We start from the raw sequence: 14,015 nt of genomic DNA on the forward strand, positions 1-14,015 counted from the left end.
CAGCGGTCCGTGACCACCCGATCGAGACTCCCGTTCGAAACGCATCCCTCAAGATCGGAACGACAACAGCCTCTGAGGTCGGCGGCCGTGTGCAGATAAGGCCGGTCGGCGGCGGCACGGAGTGGGATGCCATGCCGGACAACGTGGTGGCGCTGAGTGCGCGGGAGGAACTGAGCGCACGCCTGGCCATCAAGAACGGCAACAGTCGGGATGGGCTGTGATGCGCGCCATCGGCCGGTACGCGGGAGTCCTGTTCATCATCATGATCAGCGGGTCGAGCGGCCTGGTGATCGGCATGGCTCTCGCCATCAGCCAGTAGACCGGCCGCCCCGAACGGGTGCCAGTTCCCCGGCTCCCCCGTCCCCGTTCGGGGCCGGCCATCCGAGCCCGCGTCCTCGTCGTCCATGAACCAGGCTCGACGACCAATGCGGGCGGTAAGTGCCACGCACCGCCACACACGAGGAGTACTCGCATGACGGCAACAGCGAACGATCAGAGGACCGGTCGCGCGGTGGCTGGTGAGGAGCTGTTCGAGAGCCTCGCCCACTTCGTGATCGTCCACAACGGACAGTCGCCCGAGCGCGCCGAGCGGATCGCGGACCAGGCGGTCGCCTTCCTGGTGACCGCGGCCACCGCCACCGTTCCCATGGTCCCTTCGGACGACGTGGACCTCGGCCTGCACGCGCTCATCCTGCACACGAAGGAGTACGCCGAACTCTGCGAGCAGTACGCGGGCCGCTTCCTGCACCACAACCCGAAGCCGGGTGGCGGTGGCCGCGACCCGGAGAAGGTCGCTGCTTCGGCTCGCGCCATGAAGGCCGCCGGGTTCATGGTCTTCGACGATCTCTGGACCGTGAACGGGGAGAACCTCGCGCAGTGCGACTCGGACTGCGGTCGGCCGTACGGCCAGGCGTAGCACACGACAACAGCGTCGCGGCCGGCCTCTGCTCATGGTCGGCCGCGTTCGCCAGGAGGGAGAAGCGACCTTGTCCGGCCCAACCCCTGAACTGCCGATCGTGGTGGTCGACGCGCTCATGCCCACGGCGCAGCACCTGGTCATCAACCGCCGGGGCTCCACGGTCTGGGAAGTGGAGAGCCACCGGGGCCGATACGCCGTGAAGCTCGGTCACCCGATCGAAGCCACGGCCGATTGGCCTGCGCAGCCCTGGACTGCGCTCGCCCCCGCACGCGAGGGTGCCGTTCTCTATCGCCTCGGCCTCGACGGCATCGCCTACGGCGAGTGGGAGCGCGGAACCTGGAATTTCCAGCCGTGGTACGAGGGGCCGGACTTGTACAGGCTCTGGGCACCCTGCCGTAAGCGAGACTCGTCCATCAAGCCGCACACCAGCGTGGCGCTGGGATGCGTCGAAGCGCTGGCAGAACTCCATGCCAAGGGCTGGGCGCACGGGGATGTGCAACCCGCCCACTTCATCATCGGGCCGGAGCGAACCCATCTCATCGACCTCGCCCTTGCACGAGGTGGGCACGTACCCGAGTGGTACGACTTCCCGTTCCGCGGCTGCCTCGTCCACTACGAGGCACCGGAGATCGCTCGTAGCGTGCTGGCAACCGGAGAAGCCGAGCCGACGCAGGCAGCCGACATCTACGCACTCGGCGCCTCCCTGCTCATCTCCGCCACAGGTTGGCGGGCGGTCGAGTACCCCGACGACGCTCCGCGCCGTGTGCAGAGAGAGGCGGTGGCGAACGGTCGGCGGCGGCCCGTGAGGGTGCCCGGTGAGCTGGGCGAGCTGATCGACGCGATGCTCAGCCACGCCCCGGAGGATCGACCGACGATCTACGAGGTGGGCAAAGCCCTGAGCTGATCCCGCAGCCCGTCTCGCCAAACGTTCCCCGGGCGGCGGAGGCCGACAACAAGAGACCGGACCACCCCTCAGCCTGGACAGCATTCCGGGTGGTCCGGTCGTGGAAGCCCTGATCAGGACCCCGGTGCCGATGGTACCGGGGCGGTCGGCGTGCCCGGATGCGGGTGCGGCTACAACCCTGAATTCTTGTTGTCGAGTTGGAGAGGACGACCTTGGACTACGACCGACGGATACACGGTTCTGACCTCAGCCACCGAAAGTCGGCCACCGCGGCGGGTGCGTCGAACGAGCGCCCGTCACGTGTGTCTTCAGCAACCCCGCACCGGCCTCAGCCACGCTTCCTGAATACGTCACGGACCGCGCCACTTCTGGCCTGCGTGTTGTCGACGCACACCCGGCGCTTAGCTCTGCCTCGGGTCTCCGCTTGCAGAACGGCGGCCGGTGGGACGGTGCGGTCGCTCTCAACGCGTCTCGACCTGGTCCTGGTGCTCGGGCTGGTCGGGTTGCTTCCTGCTCTGGCTGTCCGTCTTGGCGGTGTTGCGCGCTGAGTGGCCAGGGGCCGCCGGAGCGGTGGCGGAGACAGGGAGCGGCGACGGCCCGTGGCCGCCAGCGCGCGCGGCCCGCCGCAGGCCGGCCGCCTTGACTCCCAGCGCTCCGCCTTCCTCCGCGTCGCCGACGCACTGAGAGACGACCGCACTCACACAGACGACGAAAGCTCGTGACAGGTAGACGCTGACTGGCAGCCGAAGCCTTCCCAGATAAGAAGAAGAACGGGCCCCGCGGAGGTAGCGAGGGCCCGCTCTCTTGGTACATCGGTGGGATCAGCTGGTGATCCGCTCAACGGTGTCGACTCGCGCGGCCCGGATCCGAAGCGTCACGACATTGTCACCGCCATCTCCGATGTCGTAGAAGTCGATGTAGTCCCCGACAGTGGCGAACCCTGTCGCCTCGACCTCGCGCTGGCTACTGAGGTCTTTGTTGATCACGTACTTGTACACCGGGGTCCTCATCCCTTCGACCGCCTCGGGTCGCGCCCCGGAGGGACAGTGTTCTGTTCCCGTACCTGGCCGTTCCTGCCACGGACGCGGAGCTCTCCGCCGCCGTCGTTGGCCAGGATCTCTTTGGCGCGAGCGACCGCCTCTGCCTGAGTCGGCAGGACGGCACTGGCTCGATCGGCGCCGGGCCTCGTCACTGCCCAGCCATCCTCGCGCGGGGACACATCCCGGGTGTTAGGCCGGTCTGTCATGGCACATCCGTTTCTGAGGTCAAACGCGCCGGACAGCCATCTTGGAGGAACCAAGAGAGGGCGATTGGGTCCCAAGGCGCGACCAACGCATCAGGCCCCATTGCCGTGCGCCCAACTTCAAGTTGGGCCCCGGCCGGGGCCTGCTTTGGTTTGGCGGATCAAGTGAAGCACCACAGACGACGGTTGCGTCCTGGGAAGTGGTGTACGGGTTCCCACCTGATCCGGGTGTTTCGTCCGGCGTCGGGGTGAGGGCCCGGATATGAGCACGGTCACCGGCTGATCTCTCAAGACGACCAAGTCTTCGAAGGAGACCAGCACGATGACCGCACCGGACAGTCTGCCCCTGCACGCCCTCGCCGAGGAGAATCTCGCCGCGGCGAGTCCCGATCTGCTGCGCGCGATGATCAAGACGTTCGCCGACGCCCTGATGTCCGCCGAGGCCGATGCTCTCTGCAACCCGAATACGGGCAGGTCAGCGAGGAACGCGTCAACCACCGCAACGGCTACCGCCCGCGCGAGTGGGACACCAGGGCCGGCACCGTCGAACTCGCCGTCCCCAAGCTGAGGCAGGGCAGTTACTTCCCGCACTGGCTCCTCGAACGCCGCCGCCGGGCCGAGCAGGCCCTGATCTCGGTGGTCGCCACCGCCTACCTGCTCGGCGTCAGCACGCGCCGGGTCGAGAAGCCCGCCGAGTCCCTCGGCGTCACTCAGCTGTCGAAGTCCCAGGTCAGCGCGATGGCCCGGCACCTGGACGAGCAGGTCACAGCCTTCCGCAACCGGCCCCTGGACACCGGCCCCTACGCCTTCGTCTGGGCCGACGCGCTGACCCAGAAGGTCCGAGAAGGCGGCCGGATCATCAACGTCCACGCGCTGATCGCGGTCGGGGTCAACGCCGACGGCCACCGCGAGATCCTCGGCCTGGACGTCGCCACCGCCGAGGACGGAGCCGGCTGGCTCGCCTTCCTGCGCTCTCTGATCGCCCGCGGCCTCACGGGCGTCCAGCTCGTCATCTCCGACGCCCACCCCGGCCTCGTCGATGCCATCGGCGCCACCCTGCCCGGCGCGTCCTGGCAGCGCTGCCGCACCCACTACGCGAGGAACTTGCTGAGCCAGGTGCCGAAGTCGGCCCAGCCCTGGGTCGCCACGCTGCTACGGACGGTCTTCGAACAGCCCGACACCGACGCGGTCCAAGCACAGATGACCCACGTCCTGGACGCGCTGGAGGCCAAATTCCCCAAGGCCGCAGCCCACTTGGACGCCGCCCAGCACGACCTGCTCGCCTTCACCGCCTTCCCGCGGGAGATCTGGCGGCAGATCTGGTCGAAAAACCGCAGGAGCGTCTGAACAAGGAGATCCGCCGCCGCACCGACGTGGTCGGCATCTTCCCCGACCGCACCGCCGTCATCCGGCTCGTCGGGGCGGTCCTGGCCGAGCAGAACGACGAGTGGACCGAAGCCCGCCGCTACATGGGCCGCGAACTCCTCGCCAAGGCCCGGCTCCACCCGATCGAGTCAGAAACCGACGACACCGCCCTGCCCACCGAACTCACCGCATAGCCTCAAAACGAGATCACCGAGTGGCCGTCGATACACCACTCCAGCGGACGTGACCCAGACGACCCGCCAGCAAGCAAGGAACCCCAACATGTGCCACAGAGCGAACCATCACACCACAACATCTTGTGGATGCGGCAGAGCTCAACACAAGGGTACCCGCGCCCACTGACAATCTGGCTGGCTCAACGGGGTAATGCCGGGGTCGACAGCGTCAGCGTCTTCGCCTGCCGACCGTCCCCGCACGAGCGAGGCGAGCACCTACCGGCCGCTCGGGGCCGGCTCCACGGCCAGCGTCCCACCTCAACAAGAGGACTTACGCGATCAGGGTGCGGTTGCCGTCAAACACTGCCGTCAAGGCAAAAGCCGGAGGCCCTGTGGATCACTCCACAGGGCCTCTGACGTGCTGCGCACTCGGCAGGATTCGAACCTGCAACCTTCTGATCCGTAGCTCTATGTGGATCGGCCGGTGTGGGGCATACAGGTCGCGCGCTGGCGTCTTGCAGGCACCACCGGACGGGGCCAGTTGCTGTGGTTGCTGTACCTCGCTGCTGTACTGCCACCGGCTGCGACGGCCTCATCCTTATCAGGTCGATCACGGCAGCCCAACGGGTTTGGTACTGGGCAGCACAGCTGCCTAGCACCGGTCGCGCTGGTTCACCGTGATCCGGCCCCGTACGCAGCTGTTGATGTCAGGCGTTGATGTCAGGCTCAACGGCCAGCTTGACACGAAACTGCGGGAGGTGCACAGCAATCGCCTGCACAGCGATCAAAACGATCACCGCAACCACCAGCCAAGTGGCCTGCCGTAGAACGCCACTCATCGTGTCGCCGTTGATCACGCACGCCAGGACCACAGCCAGCGAGACCATGATTTTCTTGCGACTGTCAGTCCCTCGTGCGAGAGTTGCAAGCAGGTGGGTGTCAAGCACTGACAGTCCACCGAGACCCGGGATGGGCATAGTCCTCCTTGGTTATCAGGAGGGCGCGCCCGGAGCCTCTTCCCAAAGGCGGGCGCGCCCTTCGGTGTTGGTTCTCCAACGGTATGGCACGTCGCTGACAGTGGGTGCCCCTCGGGGTCAAGTCTCCGAGTCGTACATGGTGGCCCAACCATCACTAACTCAGGCCAACTCAGGCAAACTTGAGCCTTCGCGCTCTAGTCCGCTGATCTGGGGGAACCCAGTCCCTTATCACACCCCACTGACAATCGACGCGCTTATCGTCGACGATAACTTCGCGTCACATGCCCTTATGAGGCAAATGTACTGCTTTATAGCGTGACAGAGATCACTCAGTCCGCAAGACATCCCGCAGCTCCGTACCCACCGCTTCCCACCACTCACCCCAGCTCTCATCCCGTCCGCCGTCGACCCACACACCGTGGAGCGGGCGTGGTTCAGGGCGTCCAGGTGGAGCGCGCCACTGTACGAACGACCTGGACGCCCTGGGCCGCGTCTGCTCGGCTCTGCCTGGGTCGACGGTGGTCGGGATGGGAGCACCCAGCACACGCCACCACGTTCCCGCGGCCGGCGACGGCGCCCCCTCCATCCCGGTGCCGGCCGATCCCCCGCCGGAGGCATCGGCTTGGACCGCACGCCGCTCTGCGCGGTGATCGCCTCATGGCCTTCGGCCCTATCCATGTGTGGGCGCGCGTCGGCGCAGCGCGGGCGGAGCGGGCCGAAGGCAGGAGCGTCGCCCGGAGCGGAGCCGGGAAGCGCGCCCGGCGGAGCGGAGCGCAGCCGGGGCTTGAACCCGTAAAGAAGGTTGTAACTCAGTCGTCGAACGGGATGCGCCACAAGGGAGCCGTGTACTGCTTCGGGCGACGGCTGATGAGCAGTTGGCGCAGGGCTTCTCTGTGGGAGCCGTTGAGGTTCAGGGCCTCGGTGAGGTGGCGGAACGTGGTGTGGGTGACCCCGCAGGCTCTGGCTTCGCTCTGGAACTGGTCGAGCCGGGACAGTACGTCGTCGGGGTCCAGCCTCGTCGGCGGCTGCTCGGTGAGCCAGACTGCCTTGTTGCGCTCGTAGTCGATTTCCGAAAAGTTGCAGATCTCGCGGCTGTGTGCCTCGGCCTCGTCCAGGGTGGCGGTCGTCATGACGGCGCGGGCCAGGCTGTTGCGGCTGAGCGCGTCGTCCAGATCGACTTCGTGGACCGTGGGCCCCTCGTCGGTGAGGGGGATGGGAAGGCCGGCGTCGCGCACCTCGCAGGTGCCGCGGACTCCTCGGGCTGTTGCGGCGAGCATGGCCGTGGCCTCTGAGGGGTGCCATTCCAGGATGTCGCCGATCGCATCTACATCCTCGGCCGTGAAGGTGTGGACGAGGGGGCCGAACAGGGGACGCAGGTCGTCGGGGGAGAGTTCGCCGTCCAGCCCGGGGCCTGCGACCAGGAGCCGGATCGGTGCGTTGACCTGGCAGCAGGCGGCGAGGGTGAGGGCGTCGGCGAGCGGGCTCTTGAGGGTGGGTTCGTCGCCTCGGGCGAGGATGTCGCCGCCGACGTCGAGCAGGTCGATCGAGGTCGGGGCCAAGTGGGAGACCAGTTCTTCGAGTTGGCGGGTGATGCCCTCGGCGCCGTGGTGGGGGTCGAGCAGGACCAGTGTGTGGGGAAGCTCTGTTGCGAGACGGGGGAGGGTGGAGCCTCCCGGAGGGATCGGCTGAGCCTCGGCCGGTACCGACCGGACGGACCGAGTGAGCTGCTCGAGTCCCGTGAAGCCGTCGGCTCCTCGTGGTCCCGGGAGTGGATCGATCAGGAGGCGGTCCCAGGCGTACGTGAAGATTACCGCCTGGTCCTCGTCGCCGTAGAGGGCGGCGTGAAGCATTGCGGCGGCGACTGCGTCGCCCCCTCCTCCTGCTGCGACGATCAACCGCGTCATGCGGTCAGACTACGGGTTCGCCGGTTGGCCACTCACCCTATAGTGGCTAGAGGCCATAGCCACTTGGACAGAAAGGAGGGGGGATGCCTCAGATCGAAGAGGCTCTGCCGAAGTACCTCCAGATCGCCCACTACATCCGCGACCAGATCCTTCGGGGTGACCTGCGGCCAGGGGAGGAGGTGCCCTCGGAACGGCAGCTCGCTGCGGACTGGAACGTGTCCCGGCCCACGGCCGCGCGGTCGCTGGAAGCGCTGAGCCATCAGGGCCTGGTCGAGAAGCGCCAGGGCTCGGGTACCTACGTGCGCAGTCTCGAAGTGAACCGGCGCGCACGGGAGTTGTACGGGCGTGCCCGGCAGACCGGGAAGATCTACACGCCCGGGGAGTACGCGGTGATCACTTCGGCCGGGTGGTCGGAGGCTCCGGATTACGTCGCCGAGGCCCTGGGTCTGGTGAAGGACCGTCGAGCCGTGCACCGCCGGCGCGTGACCAACAATCAGGACGGTCCGATCACGCTGTCCACCTCGTGGTTCGCTCCGGACGTCGGCCGGCGCGCGCCCAGGCTCATGGATCCCGAGCGGATCACGGAAGGGACGCTCATGTACGTCGAGAAGATGACGGGGCGTCAAGGAAGCTATGCGGAGGACCGCATGTGCGCTCGGGCCGCCACGGACGAGGAGGCGGCCGACCTGCGGTTGGAGCCGGGATCCCCGGTCCTTGTCGTCCATCATGTCGTCTTCGACTTGCAGGACCGCCCCCTGGAGTTCGCCGAAGCCACCTACCCGCCTCACCGCTGGGCGTTCGAGCAGGGCTACCCGCTCACCTGATTGACGACTCGCCAGTTCCGGCGAATCGGACCAACGGCATCCGCTACGGGAGGTCGGACGAGCCCTGGCTGGTGCGGGTCGAGTGGTACCGCGAGGGAACCTCGCTCCGCGTCGAGGTGCACAACCCGGGTTTCCCGGCGAACGTGCGCCTGCGGCACCCCGACGCCGACGACGCGCACGGGCGGGGACTGCTCCTGGTCGACTCCATCGCCGACTCCTGGCACTCCGGCCCCAGCCGCTTCGGCGGAACGGTCGTCTCCTTCGTGGTGGCCGATGCCTGGCTGGCGTGATGGGATAGCCCTCTGCTTCTACTGCCGGTGTGCAAGTGTCGCTAGTCTGGTTGACCAGTTGACTTGGCCAATCTCGACGGGCGGCGTTCATGGCGTATGAAGTGGAGCCACCGAAGTACGTGCGCCTTGCGCAGACGCTTCAGCGTCGCATTGAGGACGGCACGTATGCGCCTGGCACCCGCGTGCCCAGTGAGAACCAGCTGGTGCAGGCCTTCGGGATGTCCCGCCCGACCGTCGTCCGAGCACTGGAGCTGCTGAAGCGGGACGGCTGGCTCGAGTCCCGGCAGGGGTACGGCACGATCGTCCGCGCTCGCCCGGAGGTCGTCGAGCGGAAGGACCGGCGGGGGCGTGAGGCGCTGGAACGTGATGAGGCACAGAGCGCGGGCCGTCTGATCGACGTCGGACGCGTGCCCGTCCCGGCTCGGGTGGCCTCGGCGCTCGGCCTGCCGAAGGGTGCTGAGGTCCTCATGCGCCGCTTCCTGGTCGAAGAGGACGGCGAAGCCGTCGAGCTGGTCTCGTCGTACTTCCCCGCCGGCCTGGTCGAAGGAACTGAGCTGGGGGCTGCCAAGCCTCTGAGCGGGAGTACCCGCGAACACCTCGAAGCGCGGAAGAAACTCCGCTTCGACCACGTGACCGAGCGCGTGTCGGCCCGGCTGCCTGAAGCGCGTGAGGCTGAGCTGCTGGATCTGCCGGACGGCGTCCCCGTGCTGAGCGTTCTGGTCGTCGCGTGCGACGCCTCCGGCCGGGCCTTGCAGGTCTCTGACGTGCTTCTTCCGGCCGACCGGCAGGAACTCGAGGACACCTACCGTCTGAACTGACGCCGCCCTCCGGGCGAGACTGCGGCAAAAGCAACTTGACAAGTCAACCTGTCATCCCTAGCGGAAGCTGGCACCGCCGGCGAGGTGCTGAGCTGGTGCTCGGCGCCACGCTCTCGGGCAAGTCCATGTACCTGCGGAACCTGCTGACCGGGCTCGCTGCTCAGCCGGTGGCCCTGGTCGGCATCGACTGCAAACGTGGGGTCGAGCTGGCGCCCTTCGCGCCTCGGCTCTCCGCCCTGGCGACCGAACCGGACCAGGCGGCCGAGCTGCTTCCCCCGCTCGTGAAGGAAATGGAGGACCGATACGACCTGATCAAGGCCCGGCAGGGCATCGCGCCCGGCACCCCGGAAGAACTGATCACCTCGGACATCTGGGGACTGCCGGAGGACGAGCGTCCCGCTCCGATCGTGCTGTTCATCGACGAGGTGGCCGAACTCTTCCTCGTCGCCACACGGAAGGAGGAGGAACGGCGGGACGAGATGGTCACCCAGCTCATCCGCCTCGCCCAACTCGGCCGGGCCGCCGGCCTCTACCTCGAAGTGTGCGGGCAGCGCTTCGGTGCCGAACTGGGCAAGGGCGCGACCATGCTCCGCGCTCAGCTCACCGGCCGTGTCTGCCACCGTGTGAACGACGAAGCCTCGGCCAAGATGGCGCTCGGCGACATCGCCCCTGAGGCCGTCCTGGCGGCCTGCGCCATCGCCCCCGAGCTGCCCGGCCTGGCCGTCGCCGGCGACACTTCCGGCGGCTGGTCCCGCATCCGCACTCCTTACCTCTCCCTTGCCGATGCCGCGGCCACCTGCCGCGCCACGGCGCACCTCGCCCCCGACGTACCGGCGCTCGCTCTCTTCCGGCCGTACGTCCCGCCGATGCCGGTGGAAGCGTCCGGGCCCCTGGCCACGACGCACCCGGCCACCGAGTAGACGCATCCGCTCCCATGGCCGGCACGGCCGTTCCGTGCCACGTCCCTACCCCCTCCATGCCCTGGAACCGGAAGGAGTCGTGCCGTGCGTGTCCTGTCCGTACGCCTCGACGCCGTACTCGTCCAAGCGCTGATCGCCGCCGCCCTGTCCTTCGCCGCAAGCTGTCCGCAGCAATGGGCGGCGTCGACTCCGGCTGACCCAGGCCCCCCGTTGCTGTACTTCGCTGCTGTACGCCCCCGAAATGGCAGGGGCCCCGGATCGCTCCGGGGCCCCTGACCTGCGCGCACTCGGCAGGATTCGAACCTGCAACCTTCTGATCCGTAGTCAGATGCTCTATCCGTTAAGCTACGAGTGCTTGGTTCTTCAGTTTTCTCGCCGCTCCCGAGGCCTTCCGGCCCGCTCGCGGCGACAGGAAGAACATTACATGACTGCCGCCGTCATGTGAAATCCGTTTGGTCTACCCCTTGTGACCTGCGGAAACGCGGATATCCGGACCGGGCCCGAGGCCGCCGAGGAACCCCGTGCACGACGAAGCCCCGGTCGGATGTGACCGGGGCAACGTGATCGGTGCGGAGGCGGAGGGATTTGAACCCTCGATGGGCTTTAAGGCCCAAACCGCATTAGCAGTGCGGCGCCATAGACCGGACTAGGCGACGCCTCCAGCGCACGTGCCCAGCGCGCGAGCGTGATGGGGTAGTGCGTGCCGATGATGACACAGCCGCGTGGGGTGTCACCAATCGCCCCCCACGGTACTAGGCGGAGAGGCCGCAGGGCAAAGCCCTTCCGGCGGCACGTCGCCGGGTGCGCCCTGGTGCGACCCCGTGCGGTGCGTCTGGTGCGTCCTCCGCCTTGACGGCCGCGCCGGGCCCGCCTCGGCGGACACGCGGCGCTCGCCCTGCGCCGGGGCACGCCGGAGCGTGCCGGTGCGCCACGCCCCCCTGCGATGTGCCGGCCGGTGCGCGGCACTCCCTGCGATGCGCCGGCCACGTGACGGCGCGGCCCGCGACGTCCCGGCCGCCTCCCGCGCAACTGCTGCGCAACGTCCGCGGCCGTGATGCGTTGGGCAAGGCATGTCGTATCGCATGCAGGGGATGCCCCGGGCCGCCCGGCGGCTGCTCGCCGCGGGTGCCGCCACCTCCGCCGCCCTCCTCACCTCGCTGCCCGCCGCCGCCGACGCCCCCGAGGCGCGGCCCCGCGAGGGCGACCGCCTCGTCCTCACCGTGCGCGATGCGGGCGGCGGGGCGGACGGCAGGTACGAGGTGCGCTGCCGGCCCAGCGGCGGCAGCCACCCGGACCCGGCCGGGGCGTGCGCCGCCGTGGAGCGGAACACCCGGTGGGGCCAGGACGCCTTCGCCCCAATGCCGCGGGACACCGTCTGCACCATGCAGTACGGAGGCCCGGCCACCGCCCGGGTCACCGGCACCTGGGCCGGCCGCCCGGTCGACGCGACGTTCGACCGCCGCGACGGATGTGCGATCGCACGCTGGGACCGGTTCGTCCCGCTGCTGCCCGAACCGGGGTCCGCGCGGGCGCGGGTGTCGTGAGCGCCTTCGGGAGGCGGTGCGCCGGGGACGTACAGGAGACGTAAAGGTCCCGCGCGGGCTGCGGCGGCGTCGCCGCAGGCCGCCGCGCGTTCCGGACGTTTGGGGCGTCACAGGGGCGGCACACCGCCGTCACTTCCTCGTGGTACCTCCTTCTCATCCGCCGTCGCGAGCGCAACCTCAGCCCGTAGACTCCCTCGCGTGACACGCTGCGGGACGGTTGGCAAGATGGCCCGAGCGGTCGGCACGTCGCGGTAACAGGGAGGAAGCGTCTCGTGAGCAGCAGGCCATCCCGAGGCGCTGCTCGCCTCGCAGCCATACTGGACGCGCTTCCCGACGCCCTGGTGCTGGTCAACGCCAACGGAACCGTCGTCAACGCCAACACCATCGCCCTGGAGGCCTTCGAGACCCCGGGCACCGCCCTGGTGGGGCGCGGGCTGCTGGACCTGCTGCCGGAGTTCGACTCCAAACTCATCCCCGGCTCCATGCGGCGCCCCGACCACATCGATCCCCGGGCCCGCACCAAGCCCACCCGGATGATCGCCCGGCGCACCGACGGGAGCGAGTTCCCCGTCGAGGTCACCAGTGCGAATCTGGAGAACGGCCAGCAGGCCTACGACAACTACGGCTACACCGGCGACGAGCTGCTGATGCTCGTGGTGCGGGACCTGTCCGGCACCGTCGACACCGAGGCCGAACTGGCCCGCTCCCAGCGGCAGACGGAGATGATCCTGCGGGCCGCCGCCGAGGGTGTCGTGGGCACCGACACCGACGGGCGGATCGTGCTGGTCAACCCGGCCGCCGCGCAGATACTGGGCTACCGCGCCGGCGAGCTGGGCGGACGCGAACTGCACACCCTGGTCCTGCACTCCCGGGCCGACGGCTCCCCCTTCCCCTACGACGAGTCCCCGCTCGCCGACACCCTGCGCTCCGGACGCAAGCACCGGGTGCGCGGCCAGGTGCTGTACGCCAAGAGCGGCGACAAGGTGCCGGTCGACCTGACGACCGCGCCGGTGCGCGACGGCGACCAGCTGGTGGGCGCCGTGATGACCTTCACCGACCGGCGGCCCTACGACGCCCTCGTCAAGGAGAAGGAGGCGGCGGAGAAGGCGCACTCCGAGGAACTGGAGCGGATCGCCGAGGAGCACGCCTCCGAGCTCACCGCCCTGCGCCAGAGCCACGTCACCGAGATCGAGGAACTGCGCGAGAAGCACGCCGAGGAACTCGCCGCCAACGAGGAGCGCTACGCCGCCCTCGGCGAGCGCGAGAAGGACCGCTACGAGGCGCTCGCCGCCCGGCACGAACAGCTGCTCACCCTGCTCGGCCAGTCGCTGCGCGGCCCGCTGGAGGAACTCCGCCGCGAACTGGCCACCCTCGCCGCCGACGACGCCGGGCAGCTGTGGCCCGAGGCCAACCAGGTGCTGCACCATCTGTCGGCCGGCTACTCCCGCATCACCACCCTGATCGACAACGTCCTCGGCTACCAGCGGCTGGACTCCGGCGCGGAGGCGATCAGCCGGACCAAGGTCATGCTCGACGCGGTCGTCGCCTCCGGTGTCGAGGGAGCCGTGGAGCTGATCGGGCCGGGCCGGGTGCAGTTCGCGGTGCACGCGCCGCCGATCGAGGCCGAGGTGGACCCGCGGCTGCTGGCCACCGCCCTCGCGCATCTCGTCGCCGACGTGGCCGGGGTGGACGCGACCGGCAACAGCCCTGTGTCGACGGGCGGCTACCTGGACAACACGGTCGTGGTCGCGGCGGCGCAGCGCGGCGAGGTCGTCCGCATCGAGGTGCGCGGCCCCTACAGCGGCGGCGACCCGGTGCACGAGCCGATCGTGCGGGGCATCGTGCGGGCGCACGGCGGTGTGCTGCAGACGCACGAGGTGCCGGGCATGAGCGGCAGCGCCTTCGTGCTGGAGGTGCCGATCGGCGGCGGGGCCGGCGTGGTCCAGGCCGGGCAGGCACCGGCCGAGGGGCAGGACGCCCAGGCGGCCTCCGACGGCACGACGGAGACCAAGGGCTCCGGTGGCCGCGGACGGCGCCGGGCCCGGCGGGCGTCCGTGGACGCCTTCCTGGAGAGCGACGGGCCCGGCGACGGTGCGCCCGGCGCGGGTGCGGAGGCCGCCGCCGCGCCGCC

General features: G+C 69.0%; 11 protein-coding genes, 2 tRNA genes and 3 pseudogenes. 10 read left to right on the plus strand and 6 right to left on the minus strand.

The features are described from left to right. The first annotated feature begins 20 nt into the window (after positions 1 to 20). The 3 genes from ABD198_RS29045 to ABD198_RS29055 all read left to right on the plus strand — a co-directional run bounded on the left by ABD198_RS29045 (position 21) and on the right by ABD198_RS29055 (position 1,823). Positions 21 to 221 (plus strand): hypothetical protein, encoded by a 201-nt coding sequence (locus ABD198_RS29045; RefSeq protein WP_344007461.1) that lies wholly within the window; start codon positions 21 to 23, stop codon positions 219 to 221. 251 nt (positions 222 to 472) lie between these two features. Continuing rightward, positions 473 to 916: a glycine-rich domain-containing protein gene (locus ABD198_RS29050; protein WP_344007443.1), complete on the plus strand. Its 444-nt coding sequence runs from the start codon at positions 473 to 475 to the stop codon at positions 914 to 916. Positions 917 to 986: 70 nt separating this feature from the next. After that, a complete protein-coding gene (locus tag ABD198_RS29055; RefSeq protein ID WP_344007445.1) occupies positions 987 to 1,823 on the plus strand; it encodes a protein kinase domain-containing protein in 837 nt (278 codons plus the stop codon). 821 nt (positions 1,824 to 2,644) lie between these two features. Here ABD198_RS29055 and ABD198_RS29060 read toward each other — a convergent pair. Next, the gene (locus ABD198_RS29060; protein ID WP_344007447.1) at positions 2,645 to 2,821 is read right to left on the minus strand and encodes a hypothetical protein; all 177 of its coding nucleotides are present in this window, start codon (positions 2,819 to 2,821) and stop codon (positions 2,645 to 2,647) included. Positions 2,822 to 2,829: 8 nt separating this feature from the next. After that, positions 2,830 to 3,069: a DUF2188 domain-containing protein gene (locus ABD198_RS30865; RefSeq protein ID WP_425580584.1), complete on the minus strand. Its 240-nt coding sequence runs from the start codon at positions 3,067 to 3,069 to the stop codon at positions 2,830 to 2,832. A gap of 319 nt (positions 3,070 to 3,388) precedes the next feature. Here ABD198_RS30865 and ABD198_RS29065 point away from each other — a divergent pair. Beyond that, positions 3,389 to 4,625, plus strand: a pseudogene (locus tag ABD198_RS29065) (IS256 family transposase). A gap of 689 nt (positions 4,626 to 5,314) precedes the next feature. Here the strand turns inward: ABD198_RS29065 and ABD198_RS29070 are convergent. Both ABD198_RS29070 and ABD198_RS29075 read right to left on the minus strand, forming a co-directional pair. Continuing rightward, positions 5,315 to 5,554 carry a hypothetical protein gene (locus ABD198_RS29070; RefSeq protein ID WP_344007449.1) on the minus strand — a complete coding sequence of 80 codons (240 nt, stop codon included), beginning with the start codon at positions 5,552 to 5,554 and terminating at the stop codon, positions 5,315 to 5,317. Positions 5,555 to 6,393: 839 nt separating this feature from the next. Beyond that, on the minus strand, positions 6,394 to 7,488 hold the full coding sequence (locus tag ABD198_RS29075) for a DUF1152 domain-containing protein (RefSeq protein WP_344007451.1): 1,095 nt from the start codon (positions 7,486 to 7,488) through the stop codon (positions 6,394 to 6,396). An 83-nt stretch (positions 7,489 to 7,571) separates the two neighbouring features. On the opposite strand from ABD198_RS29075, the gene ABD198_RS29080 reads away from it, so the two are divergent. The 4 genes and pseudogenes from ABD198_RS29080 to ABD198_RS29095 all read left to right on the plus strand — a co-directional run. After that, positions 7,572 to 8,312 (plus strand): GntR family transcriptional regulator, encoded by a 741-nt coding sequence (locus tag ABD198_RS29080; protein WP_344007453.1) that lies wholly within the window; start codon positions 7,572 to 7,574, stop codon positions 8,310 to 8,312. 29 nt (positions 8,313 to 8,341) lie between these two features. After that, positions 8,342 to 8,602, plus strand: a pseudogene (locus tag ABD198_RS29085) (ATP-binding protein); the annotation flags it as partial. Positions 8,603 to 8,691: 89 nt separating this feature from the next. Next, positions 8,692 to 9,420 (plus strand): GntR family transcriptional regulator, encoded by a 729-nt coding sequence (locus ABD198_RS29090; protein WP_344007455.1) that lies wholly within the window; start codon positions 8,692 to 8,694, stop codon positions 9,418 to 9,420. Between the two features lie 89 nt (positions 9,421 to 9,509). Next, positions 9,510 to 10,340 (plus strand): annotated as a pseudogene (locus ABD198_RS29095) (FtsK/SpoIIIE domain-containing protein); the annotation flags it as partial. A 282-nt stretch (positions 10,341 to 10,622) separates the two neighbouring features. On the opposite strand, the gene ABD198_RS29100 reads toward ABD198_RS29095, so the two are convergent. After that, positions 10,623 to 10,695, minus strand: a tRNA-Arg gene (locus tag ABD198_RS29100). A 215-nt stretch (positions 10,696 to 10,910) separates the two neighbouring features. Further along, positions 10,911 to 11,001 (minus strand) — tRNA-Ser (locus ABD198_RS29105). 430 nt (positions 11,002 to 11,431) lie between these two features. On the opposite strand from ABD198_RS29105, the gene ABD198_RS29110 reads away from it, so the two are divergent. Together ABD198_RS29110 and ABD198_RS29115 are read left to right on the plus strand one after the other, a co-directional pair. Further along, complete coding sequence (locus ABD198_RS29110) at positions 11,432 to 11,884, plus strand: SSI family serine proteinase inhibitor (RefSeq protein ID WP_425580585.1); 453 nt, start codon at positions 11,432 to 11,434, stop codon at positions 11,882 to 11,884. A 272-nt stretch (positions 11,885 to 12,156) separates the two neighbouring features. Continuing rightward, a partial coding sequence (locus ABD198_RS29115) for a PAS domain-containing protein (protein ID WP_344007459.1) occupies positions 12,157 to 14,015 on the plus strand: 1,859 nt, incomplete at its 3' end.

This window comes from Streptomyces thermocarboxydovorans (assembly GCF_039524635.1).
Taxonomy (GTDB): Bacteria; Actinomycetota; Actinomycetes; order Streptomycetales; family Streptomycetaceae; genus Streptomyces; species Streptomyces thermocarboxydovorans.